Here is a 19,607-nt window from a genome sequence, read left to right as displayed (position 1 = left end):
TTGAGTCCATTATAGCGGAACTTGGTAAGACTCTGGAAAAGGAGTGCTGAGAAACAGGGATTTGAACTGGGGAAATAGGGGTAGGTATAAAAATAGACAACCTAATACTCCCCTTGAGGTGGATGTCGAAAAGGCTTTGGCGCACTAGGGTTGTTCGTGTCGGGCTGCCGAAAGGCGTCCGGTGTTTAAGACATCCAAAAGGAGGAAACTATGGGAGAGAATAACATCAGCCGACGTTCGCTTATGAAGATGGGCGGTCTGGCGGCCCTGGGGCTTTCGGGAGCAGCGGCGCTTGCCGCTTGTGGCGGTCAGCCGCAGAGCGCGGGTACACCTACGGCTTCAACGGGTGGATCGGCTATGTCGGCAGAGGCGTCAATTCCTACGCCCTGGCTTGTGGCTCCTGAGCCCATTGCCGATTTTGTCGACACCAAGGAGTTCGACGTAGTGGTTGTAGGTGCCGGTGCTGCAGGTCTGCCTGCTGCTTTGACGGCCTTCGAAGAGGGCGCCACCGTGGCCTTGCTGCAGAAGGAGAATCAAGCGGTTTCTCAAGGTAGTGCTGGTTTGGGAATTGACTTGGCTACAAGTGACCCAGCGGGCGTCGAAGCGGTTGTGTCCCTGCTCGAGCAGGTGAACCAGTATCGTCCGCGCCGCGATCTGCTGGAGCTTTGGGCGCAAAACTCAGGTGAGGCGGTACAGTGGGTCATCGATAAGGTAACTGAAGCTGGCGGTAAAGTTATTTCCCAGGGTAATGCCCAGGTGATGAAGTACACCGATTTCGACGGAGCTAAGGTGAATTACATATCGGCCTTCTTCGGGCCGAAGCCCTACACCAATACTGAGGCCATGCTCGATTTGGCGAAGGTGGTGGAGGCCTCTGGCGTTGAAGTTTTTTACTCCACTCCTGCTGAGCAGCTCATCACCGACGAAAGCGGTGCTGTGACGGGCGTGGCCGCCAAAACCTCTGAGGGCTACGTGCAGTTCATGGCGAAGAAGGGCGTTATTTTGGCCACAGGCGATTACCAGAACGATGAAGAAATGTGCGAGTTTTATCTGCCCGACATTAAAAACTTCGCCCGTAAGCAAATGAACAAAACCGGCGATGGCCACAAAATGGGTTGCTGGGTCGGTGGTCGCATTGAGCCGGTGGGCCACACCAAGATGCTGCATGACTTCGATGCTGGCCCGGCCACGATGTGCGATTTGCCGTTTCTCGCAGTGGACGTAAATGGAAATCGCTTCTGTTGCGAAACGGCGCCTATGGATGTGCTTAACAACTTTTTGAAGGATGGCGATAAGCTTAAGAACGGCGAGGCCGGCTGGTATTCTCAAGTGTTCGACGCCAACTACGAGACGGCTTGTGCCGACTGGCCGTGCCCGAAGATGTATACGCCCGAAGAGCTTGAAAATTTCATGCCCGATGTCGAAGGCGAGAAAATGGGCGTCGTGGAAGGCTTCATCCGCACGTTCCGCGCGGACACCCTGGAAGAGCTGGCTGAGAAGATCGGCGCCGATCCGGTTACGTTCAAAGCTACTGTGGAACGCTACAACGAAGTGGTCGCCACCGGCCACGACGACGATTTCGGTAAGCCGGCGCAATTTCTAAAGCCCATCGACACTCCTCCGTTCTACGCCATGAATCGCTGGCTGCGCGTTTCTGCCATTACCTCGGGTCTTGTTGTCGATGGCAACTTGCAAGTAGTCGATGAAAACAACGACCCCATCCCCGGTCTTTACGCTGCAGGTAATGTCAGTGGAGGCTTCTATGGCGGAATTGATTATCCCATGACGCTGGCGGGCCTCTCGTTGGGTCGCTGCTATACCCAGGGGCGCTATTTGGGTCGCATGCTGGCCAATAAATAGCCCACCTCCTTCGCCCTCCCTTTTGGCTCTGGGCCGTCCGCAATCGGGCGGCCCAGAGCTGTATTGAAAGCTATCCATTCGCAAGGTTTCGCTTTGCTCTCATTCAGGGTGTGTTATACTCACCAACACTTTCGGTACTTTAGTACAGTAAAGAAGTAAAGTGAGGAAGGCGGAAGCGCCTTCCTTGAGCTCTTTGAGGGAGGACGTAATGAAGAAACTGACGAAGATTGCCGCCTTTGCCGCGGCTCTGTGCCTGGGCGCTGCGCTTCTGGCGGGCTGCTCCGGCAGCAACGACGCCGCCAGCGACAACGCCGCCGACGGTGCTGCCACCAACGCCGATGCCCCCACGCTCATCGTGGGCCTGGACAATGCCTATCCGCCCTACGGCTTCATCGGCGATGACGGCAACCTGACCGGATTCGACATCGACCTGGCAAGCCAGGTGGCCGCTCGCAACAACTGGAATCTCGAGCTTGAGGCCATCGATTGGGACGCCAAGGACGCGCTGCTGAACCAGGGCACCATCAACTGCATTTGGAACGGCTTTACCATGGAGGGCCGCGAGGGCAAATACACTTTCTCGAAGCCCTACATGCACAACGAGCAGGTCGTGGTGGTGAAGAAGGATTCTGGCATCAACACCCTGGAGGATCTGGCGGGCAAGAACGTCATGACCCAGGTGGACTCCGCCGCCCTCGAGGTGCTTGAGGACGAAGAGGGCCAGAAGGCCCTGGCCGACACCTTCGCCGGCGGCAAGGTGCAGACCATCGGCGATTACAACAACGCGTTCATGCAGCTGGAGTCTGGCGCTGTTGACGCTGTGGCCTGCGACCTTTCCATTGCCGACTACCAGATGTCCGCTAAGCCGGATATGTTTATGAAGCTGGAGCCTTTGTCCGCGGAGAACTACGCCGTGGGCTTCAAGAAGGGTGATACGGAGATGGCTGACGCGGTTTCCAAGACCCTGAAGGAGATGTACGACGACGGCACCATCGCGCAGTTGTGCGAGAAGTGGGGCGAGTACGGCATCACGATCGACAACTGGGTGTTGGTCGACTAACAGTTAGAAACATCTTTGCGGGCAGGCTGTCCGCAAGGCATTACAGGAATCAAGGGAGGGCGAGGCTCGGTTTTGGGCCTTGCCCTTTCGGTCGCTTGAAAGCGAAATGAGAGGAAGTGGAGATGGAGTTCTCGGTCATGATGGGCATCCTCATGGAGGGCTTCGCGTTAACGGCGGAGATTTTCGTGATCACGCTGGTGGGGTCGCTGCCCTTGGGCGTGGTGGTCGCGCTGGCGCGCATGAGCAAGTTCAAGCCGTTAGCCTGGCTCGCGCAGCTCTACATCTCCATCCTGCGCGGTACGCCGCTCATGCTGCAGCTGATGGCCATTATGTTCGGTCCCTACTATCTGTTTGGCCTGAGCATGGGCAGCGATTGGAAGTTTTGGGCCTGCGCCATCGGCTTCATTTTGAACTACGCCGCCTATTTCGCGGAAATCTACCGCTCGGGCATCCAGTCCATCCCGCGCGGTCAGTACGAGGCGGCCGAGGTGCTCGGCTACACCAAGGCCCAAACCTTCATGAAGATCGTGCTGCCCCAGGTAATCAAGCGCATTCTGCCGGCCATGGGCAACGAGGTCATCACGCTGGTGAAGGATACGTCGCTGGCCTTCGTGCTTGGCATCATGGAGATGTTCTCCGCCGCCAAGGCCTTGGCGGCCAGCGAGGTTTCCATGATTCCCTACGCTATCGCGGCGCTCATTTACTGGGTGTTCTGCCTGCTCATTGAATTCATCTTGAACCGCGTCGAGAAGCGTCTCGATTACTACCACGACTAGGAGGCGTTTCATGGAAAGCAAAGCTGTTGTCAGCCTCACGAACGGCAAGAAGGCCTTTGGGGCCAACGAGGTTCTGAAGGACATTTCGCTCACGGTGAATGCGGGCGACGTGCTGGCCATTATCGGGCCCTCCGGCGGCGGTAAGTCGACGCTTCTTCGGTGCATGGCGCTGCTGGAAACGCTGGACTCGGGGGATTTGTCTTACGGCGATTTGGTGGTGTGCGCGAACAACGGCGAGGGCCGCGCGGTCTACGGGGGCAAGGATGTCATCGCCCAGGCCAAGACCCGCTTCGGCCTCGTGTTCCAAAACTTCAACCTGTTCCCGCACTACACCGTGCTGCAAAACGTCACCGATGCGCTCATCTGCGTGCAGAAAATGCCCAAGGACGAGGCGCTGGCTCGCGGGCGCGAGCTTTTGGCCCGCATGGGGCTGGCAGACAAGGAGTCCATGGTGCCATGCGACTTGTCCGGCGGTCAGCAGCAGCGCGTGGCCATCGCCCGCGCCATGGCGATGAATCCCGACGTGTTGTTCTTCGACGAACCGACGAGCGCCCTTGACCCGGAACTGACCCGCGAGGTGCTGAAGGTCATACGCGATTTGGCGGCCGAGCACATGACTATGGTCATCGTCACCCACGAGATGGGATTTGCCCGCGATGTGGCAGACCACCTCATCTTCATGGACGGCGGCGTCATTGTCGAGCAAGGTTCGGCTCACGAGGTCATCAACAACCCCCAGCACGACCGCACGCGCGCCTTCCTCTCCAACTACGACCGCGACTAATCTGCCGGAGCCTTATGCGGCGGCCGCACCGGCTACCGCCCGCGCCGCCCCCGCCCGCGCCGGTTCGCGCCGGTTCGCGCCCGCGACATCCGCTATCGCTCCAGCCGCATATCCAAAAACCATGCAAAAGTATGGTTTACTTCCTGCAAACCATACAGAAGTGCCTCCAACTACCGTTGCGTAAGGAGATAAGTGCACTTTTGTATGGCTTGCTCCTTAGTAAGGTATGGTTTGCTCCTTGGTGCGGCGCAGGCTGCGGCGGCGCGCGGCGCGCGGCGGAAGGTGCTGGGGGTCGCGAAAGCGGCGCGTCGGGTTTCGCGGCGGCGCTTGCATTGTGCCTTCAGGCGGCGCATAATGACACAGTTTAAAGCGCGCCATTGTGGTGCGCGCGATGGCACAGCCCTCCGGTAGCTTCCGCCTCCGCGACCGCGTCGTCGGTAGGAATCGCTGCGTCTGAAAGGGGGGTCTGTCGTGACGGTTACGTTCTACTTCGCCCGCCATGGCGAAACTCTCTTCAACGTGCGGAGCTTGGTTCAGGGCTGGTGCGACGCGCCGCTTACTTCCGCGGGCATTTACGATGCCTACAAGTTGGGCCAGGGTTTGGCAAAAGTGAACTTCGTCGGCGCGTGCGTGAGCGATGCGGGCCGCGCCCAGGACACGCTCTCCATCGCTTTGGAGGCGCGCGAAAACGAGCGCGTGCGGCTGCAGAGCGGCCTGCCCATTCCCAGCGATCAGGTGAAGGCCGACGCCCTTGACGAGCTGTTCGGCTGGGGCATTGCCGATGAGGAAGATCGCACGCTCGCCATCGAGGAGTTTTTGCGCTCGCGGGGATGTCTCAGGCCCCATTCCTTGGTGGCTGATAGCGATAGGACGCCGCCTGCTGACGAGCGATGGCTTGCCCTTTCCGAGGGCTGGGAGCCGGCGATGGACGAGCTGGAATGGGTCGATTACCCGGCCTACGCGCTGGCCACCCATCGGTTCGGCCCCCGTCTGGCCGCGCCGCTTCCCGTGCGCACCGACACGCGGCTGCGCGAATGGTGTTTCGGCGATTTGGAAGGCGAGCCTGCTCTGCGCATGCGCAACCGTCTGTTCGATCTGTTCGGCGATGACCTTCCCCGTCAGGACCAAAATCGTCGCCTTGACGAGATCGCCGATTACTTGGCAAAGCGCGACAGCACCCGGCGGGCCGAGAACTTCGCGGCCATTGCTGGGCGCATTGGGTCGTTTCTGGAAGACTGCGGCCGCTCGGTGGAGCGGCGCGGCGGCGGCAACGTGCTCGTGGTGAGCCATGCGCTGCTCATCCGCTCGGTGGTGTTCCTGTACGCGCGCGACCGCGTGGGCGACTCGCCCAAAATCAAGAACGGCTCGGTCACGGAGGTAGTGTGGAACGACGGCGTTATTGCCGTCGGCCCCATTGGCGTTGCGCCTTCGGAGCTGTTCTAGCTATATCCCGGTGCTCTTGGGGCCGCGAGGCGCACCGCCGGGGTGGCTTTGGAAGTACACCGTTTGGTGTATATCCGTGACGCAAGCGTGACGAAGGGTTGCCATGTCGGTGGAAACGTCTAGGGGCGTGCTAAGGTTTGGCGCAGCACAAGGGAAACCCCTCTGTTGAAGGAGACTTCGATGACCGATATGAACAACACCCCCGCCCCCTTGGGCGGTCAGGGAGACGGCCAGCCTCTGGGCTCTCAGCCGACAAGCCCCCAGCCCACGCCGCTGCAGCCGACGCAGCCGGCGGCCCCGGCACCTCAGGGGCAGCCCTCCGCCCAGCCCTATGGCGGCCAGGCCTACGGAGCCCAGTCCCAGCCTGGTTACGGTTACACGGCCCAGCAGGCGCCCGGCGCGGCCCAGCACACGTACAACCCCCACCAGACCTATGAAGCCGAGCCTGTTGTCATGCATGCCCAGCATGCCGCGCCCAAAGGCGGCGGCAAGACCTTTCTCATCGCCTTTGCCGGCGCGCTGGTGGCCTGTGTGCTCGCCTTCGGCATTTGGGGCGTAACCGGCGCTATGAGCGGCGGCGGCAATTCCGGTGCCGCCGAGGTCATTACCGATCCGACCACCGGCGAGACGACGGTCATCTCCCCTTCGGATGACCCGACGCTGGCCGAGGCCGTTTCCGCCAAGTGTCTGCCTTCGGTGGCTGCCATCACGGTGTACGCCGAGGCTTCGGGCAACGACGTTATGAGCCAGTACTTCGGCTATGGCTACGGCCAGGGCGGCGAGGGCAGCAATTTGCAGGCCTACTCCCAGGGCTCCGGCGTCGTGCTGACCGAAGACGGCTACATCATCACCAACAACCATGTGGTTGAGGGCGGCAGCGCCTTCGACGTGATGGTGTCCGGCGAAACCTATGAGGCCGAGCTGGTGGGCGCCGATCCCTCGTCCGATGTGGCTGTGCTGAAGTGCAAGGATGCCAGCGGGCTTACGGTGATGGAGCTGGGCGATTCCGACAACCTCACCATCGGCGAGTGGGTCATGTCGCTCGGCTCGCCCTTCGGCCTCGAGCAGTCGGTGGCCACGGGCATCGTGTCCGCCACGAGTCGCTCCCAGATCATGGATGCTTCCGAGTCGACCCAGGCGGGCGGCACGGGCGAGATCACCATCTACCCGAACATGATTCAGACTGACGCGGCCATCAACCCCGGTAACTCCGGCGGCGCGCTGGTGAACGACGAGGGCAAGCTCATCGGCATCAACACGCTGATCACCTCGTATTCCGGCAACTACTCCGGCGTCGGCTTTGCCATTCCGGTGAATTACGCCATCAATCTGGCCCAGCAAATCATCGCCGGCGAGACTCCGACCCATGCCCAGCTCGGCGTGAGCCTGTCCACCGTGAGCGCCCAGACGGCTTCCCGCTACGGCCTGGCCGTTGATACCGGCGCCTACGTGGCCGCCGTCACTCCCGATTCCGGCGCCGCCGCTGCGGGCATCGTTCCCGGCGACATCATCACTGCCTTCGACGGTCAGACGGTGGAAAGCGCCTCCGACCTCATGCTGGATGTGCGCACTAAGAACCCCGGCGACACCGTGACCCTTACGGTGAACAGCGGCGGGCAGGAGAAAGACGTGCAGGTGACCCTGGGCGACGACTCCGCCAGCCAGCAGGCCAAGCAGGAGCAGCAGAGCCAGGAGCAGTCGATGGACGGCTACAGCCTGGAAGACCTCTTCGGTCGTCGCCGCTAGGCGCGAGCCAGGTGGCTCCAGGGAAGCGGAAGCGCGCCTGGGAAGCGAGGTTCGAAATAGCTTGAGCCGTAGGGCCCCTCTTCGGAGGGGCCCTTTTTCGTAGAGGGGCGCTTTCGCGAATGGATGTTTCCGCGGGTGGGTGCTTGAAAGGCAATTTTTCTTGGTGCTCTATGGGAAAAATAGCGTCGTCTGCTAGGTGACGCAAAAACCATGGCAAATTCAGCATAGGCCAGTTTGCGTCTGCCGCATACTAATTGCACTATCCCGACGTATGTAGAGGAGCGTGCGGTGAGGTTCGGACCTGACGTTGTGGAGCATGCTCCCTTTTCTATTCCCATGATTGGCAATACCGCGACTGGCTACGCTATCGGCCTCACGTCGGAGGGCGCGGCGGTGTGTCATCGCATGTTCACCGAGGATGTGCCCGAGGAAGAGGTGGCCGCGGTGAACGAGCAGCTGCCGGTGCACCTGCGCCGCGGCAGGTTTGTTGTGGAAGGGGAGGACGTGGCGGACCCCCGTGTGGCGGGAGACGCTGCGACGGGCGCGGGGCCGGTGCCCTCGACGGGTACGTCTGCGCTTGCACCGCTGCAATCGGCCTATCTGCATGTGACCCACCATTGCAACTTGAACTGCGTCGGCTGCTACTCGGCGGTGGACGCCCGCAACACGCGTGAGGACTTGAGCTTGGAGGCGCTGCGCGGCGTGATTGACGCTCTCGCTGAGGCTGGGTGCCAGCACGTGGTCATCTCGGGCGGCGAGCCCTTCTTGCGCGCGGACTTGGCCGACATCGTCGCGTACGTGCGCGAGGCCGGCATCGGCTCGGTGGATGTGCTCGCTAACGGCACGGCGGTCACGCCGGAGAAGCTGGAGGCTATCGCGCCCTATGTGGGGCGCGTGTCGGTGTCCTTTGATGGCCCCAATGCCGAGGCGGCGCCGGTCATCCGCCGCGAGCCGCTGTTCGATCGTTTGGTGGCCGCGGTTGAAATGATTCGCGAGGCGGGTATTCAGCCCCATATTATTCCGACGGCCCATGACGGCAATATCGACGCTCTGGGCGATTACATTGCCCTGGCTGATTCTTTGGGCGCCACTATGAATCTCAGCTTGCTGTCGGCGCCGGTGGATAGCGACGAGCTAGCGGCGGTTCTTCCGGACGATGCGGCTCTCGCGCGTCTTGCCCGCGCGACGTTGGCTATGGGGCGCAACGGCGTGCCCGTGCTGGCTGACACGCCGGTGAGTACGAGTTTGACGACTACCTGCGGCTGCGGCGCCGGTTGCGCCATGGTGAGCGTGTCGGCCGATGGCGAGGTGTTTCCCTGCCACATGATGCACCACGAGGCGTTCTGTCTTGGATCGCTGGTGGAAGACCCCGACTGCCTAGCCGCTCGACGCCCGCCCGCGCCCCGCGTGAGCGAGCTGGCCGCCTGCGCTGATTGCGAGATCCGCTACCTCTGCGGTGGCGGTTGCCGCGCCCGCGCCTACTTCGCTACTGGCGACGTTGAAGCGCGCGATCCCTATTGTGCCCTCATGAAGGAGTTCTACCGACTCCTTTTCGAGGCAATGCTAGCCCGCGAGTAACCAGGAAAGGAGGTGGATTATGCTGTTCTATAGCGACGTGGAGCCGCAGAGCATTTGCTATCTTATTGGCCCAACTGGTACGATGTGCTTGAAGATGGGCATCTAGATGCTGTCGTGGGGTAAGAAGCGGTAGTGTCTTCTTACCCCATCGAAGAGAGTGGTTTATGAACAATCTTAACGAACGTGATATAGAACAATCTCTACAGAGAATGAAGAAGACTTGTAAGGTAATTAGATGCTGCTTCCTGATAGCAACAATTATCTACGCTATCTTATGGGTGTCCATTATCGTGCTTGCGGCATTGGAGGCGAGTGGTAAGGGTTTTGTGTCGCATGAGGCGGTTTATGCGTTTGTAGGCGGATTGTTCACTGCTTTGATTCTGTGGAATCTTTTTCGGCTGTTTGACGAAATCGACAAAGGCGGTGCTCCCTTTTCATTTCAGCAAGCAGGTCGACTGCAGCAAATTGCTATTATTGCGCTAGCGTATGTGGCTTTGGATTTCATTATTTCTTTTGGATTCATGTTCAATCCGGTTCCAGAACTTGGTTTCGCGGTAGTCTTCAATAATGGAATCGCTGAGCCGACTCTAAATCTAAACGTCGGCATGCTGGCGTTCTCTGCTATTATGTATTCGCTTTCGGCAATATTTCGGTATGCTGCGTTGCTTCAGCAGCTCAGCGACGACACTGTGTAAGTAAGGAACTGCCATGCCCATTATTCCGCGTCTTGACCGAGTGATGGCGGACCGCAAGATGTCCGTCAACGAGCTTTCCCAGCGCATCGACATCTCTCCGGTGAATATTTCCCGTATGCGCCGCGGCCATATTAAGGCCGTGCGCTTCTCCACCATGGAGCGCATCTGCGAAGTGCTTCAGTGCCAGCCGGGCGACCTGTTCGAGTATGTTTCTCCCGAACCGGGCACCGAAGAGGCCATGGAGATGGACGCCATCATCAATCGCGACATCGAGGAGCCTGCCCGCCGTCCCATCGGCGCTGTCTCTCGCACACCGGTGAACGTGGCCAACTAGCCACTCCTTCGCTACATCAAACAAAACAAGGGAGCGCTCGGCATCGCCGGGCGCTCTTTTTGCGTTCGGCGCCATTTTGGTCGTAGCTAGCAACAAGGTTGCAAGACGAAATGCGCTCTTTTCCGCCCTCTACCCCTGTCATTGGCCTCTCATTAATGTGAGAGTAAGACAATCATAAATAAATATAACTCGTTGACCTGGGATATCTTCCTTTTGTGAGCTCTTGCCTCATAATTCCCTCTTGCCTTCGAGCATAGCTAGTTATATAACGTCAAAAGATATTAATACGATGATGAGCATGCTTAGCAAAAAGAGGGCGAAGGGAAGACGGGGTAGACGAGCATGAGTGCTGGCAAAGTTGCGAGGAGTATTCTCGTCCATTGGCTGCTCGCTGCCCTCATTGCGGCCGTCCTGGGAGCGGTTGAGGGCGTGCTAGCGTGGCAATGGCTCGTGCCTTTCATGGGGACCATCGCTATCAGAAATATTGTGCGCTTGGGGGTGATAGCCACAGGCGTGATTTGCGTCGCTGTTTCGGTTGGGTTTGTCCTTCGCGATGCGCTCGACAGGCCGCATCCGCTGCCGGAATTCCGAAAGGAAGCGGCAAATGCTCACGATGGCGCCGCTACCCCGCGCATTCCCAGTCGCGCTGCGGCGAAGAATGCCCTCTGCTGTTTCGTAGCGCTTTTGCTGGCTTTCTCTTTGCTGGGCGACGGCCTGGCGGCTTATGCAGAAGAGCTGCACGGAAACGGAGATGCGGCCCCCATTGAATACGAAGCCGACGATGCGGCTGTCGACGATGGGGGCGCAGCGGAAGGGGCAGACCCAGGCGAAAATGCCGCTGATGCGGCCGACCGCTCTCATGGGAGCTCTCGCGTAGACAAAGGGCAGTCCGACGGGCTGTCAGTGGACGAGAGCGACGAGGAGAGTGACTCGCAGTCGCTCGGTGCCGAAAACGAGGAAGAGTCTCCAGCAGCGCAAGACGCTGCAGCTTCGGAGACGTCTCATGATGGGGAAGCCCCCGATCCCTATGAAATTCTGAATGCTCCCGTTGATTACTACGACGAAGTCGAGCCCGAGGGCGAGCTTGTATCAACGGACGAGGGCGTTACGGTCTATCGGCTTTCCGAGCGAACCTTCAAAACGGTCATAGGGGGTGCGGCAACCGCCTATGTTGACGAAAGCGGCAGCCCGCAGTGCATCGACAACACCTTAGTACCCGCGAGTGACGAGTCTCGCGTCGAGGCCTCTCCCGCCGAAGCGGCTTCGGGTGCCGAGCCCTCCAGCCCAGAGGTTGCGGTCTTGCTCATCGAAGAGGACGGCACCGTGTCCGACGAATCGGTGGACGCATCGACGGTCTACCAGCCCAAGGCCAACCATTGTGAGGTGGCCATCCCCGCCGTTATGGAGGATGAGGGTATCCTCATATCGAAGAACGGGCACGACATTCGGCTTGTGCCCGAAAACGGCATGTTCGATGGCTCGGTGGCAGAGGGCAACGCGATTCGTTTCACCGACGTGTTCCCCGGGGTTGATTATCAATACACCCTCGTAGGATCGCTCATCAAAGAAGATATCGTCCTGACGCGCCCCGTGGAGCCATTTCGACTGGCGACGCGCATTGAGGTGGACGAAAGTGCCACCGTGTCTCTTGAGGGTGGCGTCGTGGTTGTTCGCGAAAGGGCGGAGGGGCCAGAGCCTGGTCGAGAACTTGTTTCGATCGCCGCCCCGATTGCGATAGATGCGGCCGAGGCCCTCGATAACTCCTTATCTCTCAGTCTGGAAAAGGCGCAGGACGGCACGGCAGTTGCGGTGCTGAATGCAAATTGGGAATGGCTCACTGCCGACGAGCGCGCTTATCCGATTCGCATTGACCCTACCATCGATATAGCCACGACGGCTATGAGGCTGACGTCGGTAGAGCAACTGGCTCCGAACATCTGGGTTGGCGAGAACAACTACCAATACGCCGGTTACGACGATGGCGACGCAACGGGCACGGGCGACTACCGCGGCGGCGAGGGTCTTGGCATGACCCGCGTCTACCTGGACATCAACTACGACTTCGGAAACATCATGGACGAGGCGCTTATCAAGAGCGCCGATTTGAAGCTGCACCAGCGTACGCGCTACTCGAAGGGCGCCACGGTGTTCGGGCTGTACCGCAACAAAGGCAACTGGGATTTCAACGAGATAACGTGGAACAGCCAGAAGTCCATGGGCCATGAGTTCATCACGTCTCAGAATGCTCGCTCGACAAAGGGATACCTCACCTGGGATGTGCGGGAACCGGTGAACAATTGGGTGCAGGGCATCTGGAAGCAGCAAGGCCTCTGCGTGAAGGCCACCGACGAGCGCTGGATGCAGTGCGAGCTGTTCGACCACCGCTATTCCGACAACCCTCCTTCGCTTGAGATTACCTGGGAGGTTCCCGATCCAGTGAGCGAATCGGTGTCGCTGAATGCAACCACTATCAACTTGCGCACCGTTACCGAGACGGACTTCTCGGGCAAGCTGCAGTTCGACGGCGTGTTCGCCGATGGTGTGGCGAAGCCGCGATCGATGGTGGCCTACGAGCTGGTTGGCAAAAGCGACGCAGGCGTGGCCTATGCGAGCCGCAGCTACAAGTATCCCGATAGTTCCGAGTGGGAGAAATCGGCACCGAACGGCACCAAATACCGCGATAAGCTCTCGAACTGGCAAAGCAAGCTTTTCAGTGGGCTGGCCTACAATACGAGCTACAAAATTCGTGCAAGGGCGGCTGCAAATGGCAGTTCCGGCAAGCTTGTAGAAACCGATAGCTTCCTTATCTATCGGGCCACCGCCAAAGACACGCTTCCTTCCATTGCCGCGCACTACGGCGTTACGTTGAACACGCTGGCCCGCGACAACCGCGTACAGGACACGCTCGTTGTGGGTGGCAACACCATTTTCGTACGCAATCCCAAGACCACAAAAGCCTACAACCCCAAGCAGCTTACCGACACGCAGAAGAAGCGTATCGACTCGGCGCTCATGGGGCGTGGCAAGCACTGCGAGTACGGCTTCGAGCCCATCAACTTGAATACGGGCAATTTCATTCTAGAGGCGGCTGACGCCACGGTGCCCGACTATCGCGGCGACTTCTCAATCAGTCGCACCTACAACGCTCAGGGAGAGGGCTACCAGTCGGCTTTCGGTCGCAACTGGAGTTTTGCCTGGGAGGAAAGCCTTGGCTTGCAGGCCAACGGGGCCGTTGTTTACTCCGCCGGCGATGGCAAGACCTTTTGGTTCGACGCCGATGGAAAGGGCGGCTTTAAGGCTCACGCGGAAGAACACCTGACGCTGAAGAAAATTGCCTACAAGAGCGGGAGCGCCACGCGCTATCGCTGGGAAATAACCGATTCCCAGGGTGCGGTGAGGCGATTTGATTGCTATGGGCGGCTGACCGAAGTGGCAGACGATTCGGGTGCGGTGACCAAGATAAGCCGAGACAGCGCAGGCCGCATCACCGCGATTACGGCTCCGTCGGGTACGCGCTTCTCCGTAACCTGCAACAGCCAGGGGCTCATCACGGCCATCGGTCTGCCGGGTGGAAGCAAGCTTGGCTACAGCTATGACAACGCGGGGAATTTGACGGGCTTTACCGACGCGGCGGGGCGAAAAACTCGCTACGAGTACGATTCCGCCGGCCGCATGACCGCTTGGTACGATGCCAACGGCCATCGGGTTGTGGCGAACACCTATGACGGCGCAGGCCGAGTGGTGAAGCAGATTGACTTGGCAGGCCGCGCGAGCACGCTTGCCTACGGCAGCGGGCTCACGCGAGCCACCGATGCCGCCGGCCGTACAACCGTGCATCGCTATGACAGTCGGGGACGCACCACGGCTATTGAGTACCCCGACGGCAGCAAGGCTGTTCGAACCTACGGTGCCAACAACACGCTTGCTTCCGACGAAGACGGCACGTACACCTATGACGCCCTGGGGAACATGACGTCGGCTACCAGCCCCGATGGTCATGTGACGCGCATGACATGGGATGCAAAAAGCCGCATGACGAGCCAGACCGACCCCGACGGCGCGACGACGCGATGGGCTTACGACGGCCGCGGCAACGTGATTTCCGAGGCGAGCCCCTCGACGGGGAAGACGACCTACACCTACGATTCCCTGAACCGGCGCACATCTGCCACCGACGCCGATGGCGTTCGCGAGAGCTATACCTGGTCGGGTGCAAATCTGACCTCTGTTTCCACGGCAGCAGGCGTCACGCGTTTTGCCTACGACGCCATGGGCCGCAAGGTGTCAGAGACAGGTCCCGATGGCGCGTGCCGCACCTGGGTTTACGATGTGGCTGGACGTCTTGTCGGCGAGCAGGACGCCGAAGGGGGCTACACGACCTATCGGCTTGACGCCATGGGCTTTCTGCTCTCTACGAGCGATGCCGCCGGGAACACGACGTCCTTTAGCTATGACGGGGCCTACAACATCACGGCAATGACCGACCCTGCGGGAGGCGTCACGCGCTACGGCTACGATGCGGCGGGAAACCTCGTCTCGCAAACCGACCCTAACGGTGCGGTCGCGAAGTACGTCTACGACAAGCGAGACCGCCGCATTGCAAAAACCGATGCCTTGGGCCATACGACTCGCTATGCCTTCGATGAGCGCGGCAACGTTGTGCGCGTGGAAAGCCCCGGTGGAGGCGTCGAAGTCGCCACGTACGACGACACCTACGGCGTGCCGCTCGCCTATAAGGACGCCTTGGGGAACACCACGATTTACGAGTACAGCGCGTCCGGCTTGTTGACGGCCGTCACGCATCCCGATGGCGCCCGCGAGGAGACGACGTGGGCGCCCGGCGGTCTGCAGTCGTCGCATACCGATGCCTTGGGCGTTGCCACCTGCTACACCTACAGCGCAGCGGGCCGTGCCACGGGTGTAGAGCAGGCGGGTCGTGCTTGGACGTTTGCCTACGACGCGGCTGGCAACATGGCATCGGCTACCAATCCAGCGCGGCACCGCTACCTCTTCAGGTGGGATAAGGCCGGCAATTTTATTGAGCTCGCCGGCGAAGAGGGTGTCGTAGCTTCATGGACGTACGATAAAGCGGGTCGCATTACCAGTGAGTCCGACGCTTCGGGAGCCACGAATGGCACTGTCTACGATGAGCTCGGAAACGTTGTGAGCCAAACCGACGCCCGCGGTTCTACGACCACCTACGCCTACGATGCGTTCGGTGCTGTGACGAAGCAGACCGATGCCTTGGGCCAGGAGGTGCGCTGCGAATACGACGCGGCGGGCAACCCCGTTGTCGTAACCGATGCGCTCGGCAATCGTCGCACGGCTGCCTACGACCTGATGGGCAATCTCGTTAAGGCGACCGATGCGCTCGGCAACGCTGCAACCTACGAATACGATGCCGTAGGACGGATGACGGCGCGAACGAGGCCCGATGGTGCTCACGAGACCTACGAGTACGACCTTGCGGGCAACCTGGTTCGTCTTACCGATGTGGCGGGTCGCGTGACGGAGAACACCTACGACGCCCGCGGCAACCTCATTTCCACGACTGACGCATCGGGCCGCACTGAAACCTTCGAGTACGATGCGGCAGGCAAGGTAACGGGTGCTACCGACGCTCTGGGTCGCAAGGCATCCATATCTTATGACTCTTGGGGTCAGGTTGTCTCTGAGACCGACTACGACGGTGCGACGACAACGTACGAGTACGACCTTGCAGGCAATCCCATTCGCGTAACCGACGCCCTTGGGGCCGCCCAGTCCTACGCCTGGGACGCCCGGGGCAATCTCGTGAGCGAAACGCGCGAGGCCGATGGTGCCAGCACCTCCTACACCTATGACGCAGTAGGTAACCTGACGGCGGCTCTTGACGCTCTGGAACAGGTGCAGCGCTGGTCCTACGACGCTGCGGGCAACCTGACCGAGGCGGTCGATGAGGAGGGTAACGCTACCTCTTTTGTCTACGATGCGCTGGGGCGCCTCGTTTCCTCTGCCGACGCCTTGGGTAATGCAACCGCGCTTGAGTGGGATGCCAACGGCAATCTCGTTGCCGCTACGAGCCCTCGGGGCGCTCGCGATGAATGGACGTACGACGGCGAGGGCAACGTTGTGGCGCACATCGACCCTCTGGGCAATGCCGAGGCCTGGGAGTGGGATGCGGTGGGAAACCTCGTGGCCCACCGCAATTTCGCTGATGGCGTTACGCGATACACCTACGATCCGCTCGGACAGATGCTTACCGAAACTGATCCACTTGATCGTACGACGGCCTACGAGTTCGACAATCGCGGCAATGTTGTGTCCCGCGTATCTCCCAGCGGCGCACGGTGGGATTATCGCTGGGATGCGCTCGACCGCCTTACGGGCATAACCACACCGCGGGGGTATGAGCGCGAAATTGCCTACGATGAGGCGGGCAATGCCGTGCTTGACCGCGACAACCTTGGGGCGCGGACAGAATACACCTACGACGCCTTGCACCGCATGACCGCGCGGGCCGATGTCGCTGGCCGCACGAGCACCTGGGAATACGATGCTCTCGGCAATCTTGTCGCCGAGACCGATTCTGCGGGTCTTCGCACGGAATATGCCTACGACGCCCTCGATCGCCTTGTCGCCCAGAAGGACAGCCTTGGGCGCACGGCCAGCTGGTCGTGGGATGCTCGGGGCAACCTTGCCGCTCAGGGCGGCACCGCCCAAGAGGGTCTCGTGTACCAATGGGATGCGGCGGGCAACCTTGTAGGGCAAACCGACGCGCGAGGCAATGAAACGGGCTATCAGTGGGATGCCGACGGCAACCTCGTCGAGCTGACAACGCCTTCTGGTGCGAAGACGACCTATACCTGGGACCTTGCAGGCAACCTCACGGCTGCCGTCGATTCCCTCAAGCGCGTCTCTTCGTGGACTTACGACGCCCTCGGCCGCGTCGTGGGCGCCACCGACCGCAATGGAGGCGAGACGACCTACGAATGGGATGGCGCGAGCCAGCTTACGAAGGTGGTAAGCCCCACGGGGGCCGAGACCCGTTACGGCTGGGACGTTGATGGCAATCTCGCCCAGATAACCGACGCCATGGGACGGGTGACCGAGTACGCCTACGATGCCGAGGGCGCCCTGGTGTCGGTAACGTCGCCCTCGGGGGCGCTGGAGCAGCTTGTGCGCGATCCCGCCGGGCAGGTGACCGCCTCCATCGATGCTGCCGGCAACGAGACTCGCTATGACTGGGACGAGCTGGGCAATTTGGTGGAGAAGGGGTACGCCGCCGATGAAACCGCCGCTGTGCTCTATGCCTACGACGCCAACGGCCTTGTCACAGAGCGCACCGACGATACGGGCGAGGCCACTACTGAGCGAGACGAGCTCGGGCGCGTTACGGCCGAGACCGATGGCGCGGGCAGGCGCATCGAGTACACCTACGATGAATACGGTCAGCTGGCAACGGTCGCCTACCCGAACGGCTCACAGGTGGAATACGGCTATGACGAAGCGGGCAACCTTACCGAGGTAAACGCACCGGAGGGCGACTACATCTACGCTTACGACGAGGAAAACCGCCCGGTGAGCCTAGAGCGCCCCGATGGGTCGAGCACCACGTATGCCTACGATGGCGAGGGGCAGCTGCTGCGTTTGGAAAACCTCGATGCCGAGGGCGCGTCCATTTCGTGGTTCGCCTACGAATGGGACGGGGAGGGCAATCCCGTCTCGGAAGAGTCGCTGGCTGCAATCGCAGGCGGCGGGCAAAGTCATACGGTGAGAACCTACGCCTACGATGGCGATGGCAGGCTCGTAGCCCTTGAGGAAGAGACAAGCGGGAGCAGCGACGCGTATTTTTGCGAGACCTACGAGTGGGACGCCGCGGGTAATCGAACGGCGGTTGAGCGTGTTGACAGGGACTCCGGCGAACGGGCACGCACCGAGCTTGTCTACGACGACGATGACCGACTCGTTGAATCGGTGGGGCCAGATGGCCGCACAACCTACGAGTACGACGATGCGGGCAACCTGGTGCAGAAAACCACGGCTGGCGAAGATCCCGTTCTGTATGCCTATACGGTGGAGAACCGCCTGGAGGCGGTGCGTCAAGGTGGCCGCGTTCTTATGGCGGCAACCTATGACGGGGACGGCAACCGGGTATTCCAGGCGAGCTTGTATCGAACGAACGAGATGGCCGAGGGAGAGCGCTCGTTTTCGTGGCTCGAGGGCAAGCAGGTTGAGCTGAGCGCAGCGGCCCCAGAGCTTGAGGAGACTGTCTGGACATCGCCCACGCGCGTTGCGCCCCGATGGACGCCCGACGAGTTAACGGGCCGCTTGGAATCGGGAGTTATGAAGCCTGTTCGTGCTGAGGCGCCCAAGGCGGGTTGGGGCTCCCGGCGGCTCGCATCGACGAATGGCCAGCCTTCAGCCGCGCCCTTGAAATGGGCCCTGTACGGCGGCGTTCTTGGGGCATGCTCGGCTCTGGCAGTTGGTTGCCCTCCCATTGGCGCGCTGGCCGCATGGCTTGATGGATTGCTCGACCCGACCTCTCCAGTGGGGGCGGCGCCCTTGGGCTTTCCCATGCCCAAGTACGCTGGCGCGCTGGCTTCGACGGGGCTTTCTTCCTACGAGCAGCGCCGCGTGTTGGCGCTTTCTGGCCCCGGGCTCCCCTTGCCTTCGGCCGTCGGGCTAAGGGCGCCTCTCGTTCAGCCGAAGCCTCCTGAGGAGGAGCCTCCGACTTTGCAGCTCTTTGGCTTGCGCTATGGGACGATACCCACCTACTCTCCCTACGTACAGGAGCGTTGGGAGTTGGTGGAGTACGTGAACTCCACGGTGCTCGATGACGTGGCCCAGCCGGTGTGGCGCGAGTCCTCGGCCGTGGGCGAGTTGGCCGACGTCTACGGCCTGTCGCGCCTGTCCACCTCCGGCGGCAGCGAGGGGCTGGCGGTGTCGGACTCCTACCTGGAGGACGGCCTGGGCAGCGTGTCCGCCGTCCTGAGGGAGGGCGGCGCAGTGGCGGCGAGCTACTCCTACTCGCCCTGGGGCGACGAGACCTGCGCCACGGAGTCGCTGCCCGGCTACGGCGGCCGCTTCGAGCTGCCCCACTACGGCTACAACGCCGAGCAGTCCTCGCCCGAGGGAGGGCTCCAGTACCTGCGCGCCCGCTGGTACGACGCCTCCATGGGCGCCTTCGGCAGCCGCGACTCCTACCTGGGCGACGCGGCCGACCCCGCGAGCCTCAACCGCTACGCCTACGCCGGCGGCAACCCGGTGGCGTACGCGGACCCCACGGGGCACGACTCGCGGGTGAAATACGGCGGCGCCAACGCAGAAAGGACAAGAAAGCTCGCATCCA

11 protein-coding genes are annotated in these 19,607 nt (G+C 60.9%); 10 read left to right on the top strand and 1 reads right to left on the bottom strand.

Translation table 11 applies throughout. The annotated features are described in order from the left end of the window. Window positions 1-210 precede the first annotated feature (210 nt). From VJ923_RS02195 to VJ923_RS02155, 9 genes are all read left to right on the top strand, one after another. Window positions 211-1,860, top strand: a complete 1,650-nt coding sequence (locus VJ923_RS02195) for an FAD-dependent oxidoreductase (protein ID WP_326438085.1) — start codon at window positions 211-213, stop codon at window positions 1,858-1,860. Window positions 1,861-2,068: 208 nt separating this feature from the next. Continuing rightward, the gene (locus VJ923_RS02190; RefSeq protein ID WP_326438083.1) at window positions 2,069-2,920 is read left to right on the top strand and encodes a transporter substrate-binding domain-containing protein; all 852 of its coding nucleotides are present in this window, start codon (window positions 2,069-2,071) and stop codon (window positions 2,918-2,920) included. Between the two features lie 122 nt (window positions 2,921-3,042). Further along, entirely contained in the window at window positions 3,043-3,696 is a 654-nt protein-coding gene (locus tag VJ923_RS02185; RefSeq protein ID WP_326438680.1) for an amino acid ABC transporter permease, read from the top strand. Window positions 3,697-3,706: 10 nt separating this feature from the next. Further along, the gene (locus VJ923_RS02180; RefSeq protein ID WP_326438081.1) at window positions 3,707-4,480 is read left to right on the top strand and encodes an amino acid ABC transporter ATP-binding protein; all 774 of its coding nucleotides are present in this window, start codon (window positions 3,707-3,709) and stop codon (window positions 4,478-4,480) included. 471 nt (window positions 4,481-4,951) lie between these two features. Beyond that, the gene (locus VJ923_RS02175) at window positions 4,952-5,923 is read left to right on the top strand and encodes a histidine phosphatase family protein (protein ID WP_326438079.1); all 972 of its coding nucleotides are present in this window, start codon (window positions 4,952-4,954) and stop codon (window positions 5,921-5,923) included. Window positions 5,924-6,103: 180 nt separating this feature from the next. After that, a complete protein-coding gene (locus VJ923_RS02170) occupies window positions 6,104-7,669 on the top strand; it encodes a trypsin-like peptidase domain-containing protein (protein ID WP_326438077.1) in 1,566 nt (521 codons plus the stop codon). A gap of 288 nt (window positions 7,670-7,957) precedes the next feature. Next, a complete protein-coding gene (locus VJ923_RS02165; protein WP_326438075.1) occupies window positions 7,958-9,247 on the top strand; it encodes a radical SAM/SPASM domain-containing protein in 1,290 nt (429 codons plus the stop codon). 164 nt (window positions 9,248-9,411) lie between these two features. Next, on the top strand, window positions 9,412-9,942 hold the full coding sequence (locus VJ923_RS02160) for a DUF2975 domain-containing protein (protein ID WP_326438073.1): 531 nt from the start codon (window positions 9,412-9,414) through the stop codon (window positions 9,940-9,942). A 13-nt stretch (window positions 9,943-9,955) separates the two neighbouring features. Beyond that, entirely contained in the window at window positions 9,956-10,276 is a 321-nt protein-coding gene (locus tag VJ923_RS02155) for a helix-turn-helix domain-containing protein (RefSeq protein WP_326438071.1), read from the top strand. 432 nt (window positions 10,277-10,708) lie between these two features. Here VJ923_RS02155 and VJ923_RS02150 read toward each other — a convergent pair whose 3' ends face one another. Further along, complete coding sequence (locus VJ923_RS02150) at window positions 10,709-11,137, bottom strand: hypothetical protein (RefSeq protein WP_326438069.1); 429 nt, start codon at window positions 11,135-11,137, stop codon at window positions 10,709-10,711. Between the two features lie 42 nt (window positions 11,138-11,179). Between VJ923_RS02150 and VJ923_RS02145 the strand changes: the two genes are divergently transcribed. Then, window positions 11,180-19,607: DNRLRE domain-containing protein (locus tag VJ923_RS02145; RefSeq protein WP_326438067.1), on the top strand; the 8,428-nt coding region annotated here is incomplete at its 3' end.

This window comes from Adlercreutzia shanghongiae (assembly GCF_035830635.1).
In the GTDB taxonomy this organism is placed as follows: Bacteria; Actinomycetota; Coriobacteriia; order Coriobacteriales; family Eggerthellaceae; genus Adlercreutzia; species Adlercreutzia shanghongiae.
The sequence above is the reverse complement of the archived record's forward strand: the minus strand, read 5'-3'. Positions and strand labels throughout refer to the sequence as shown.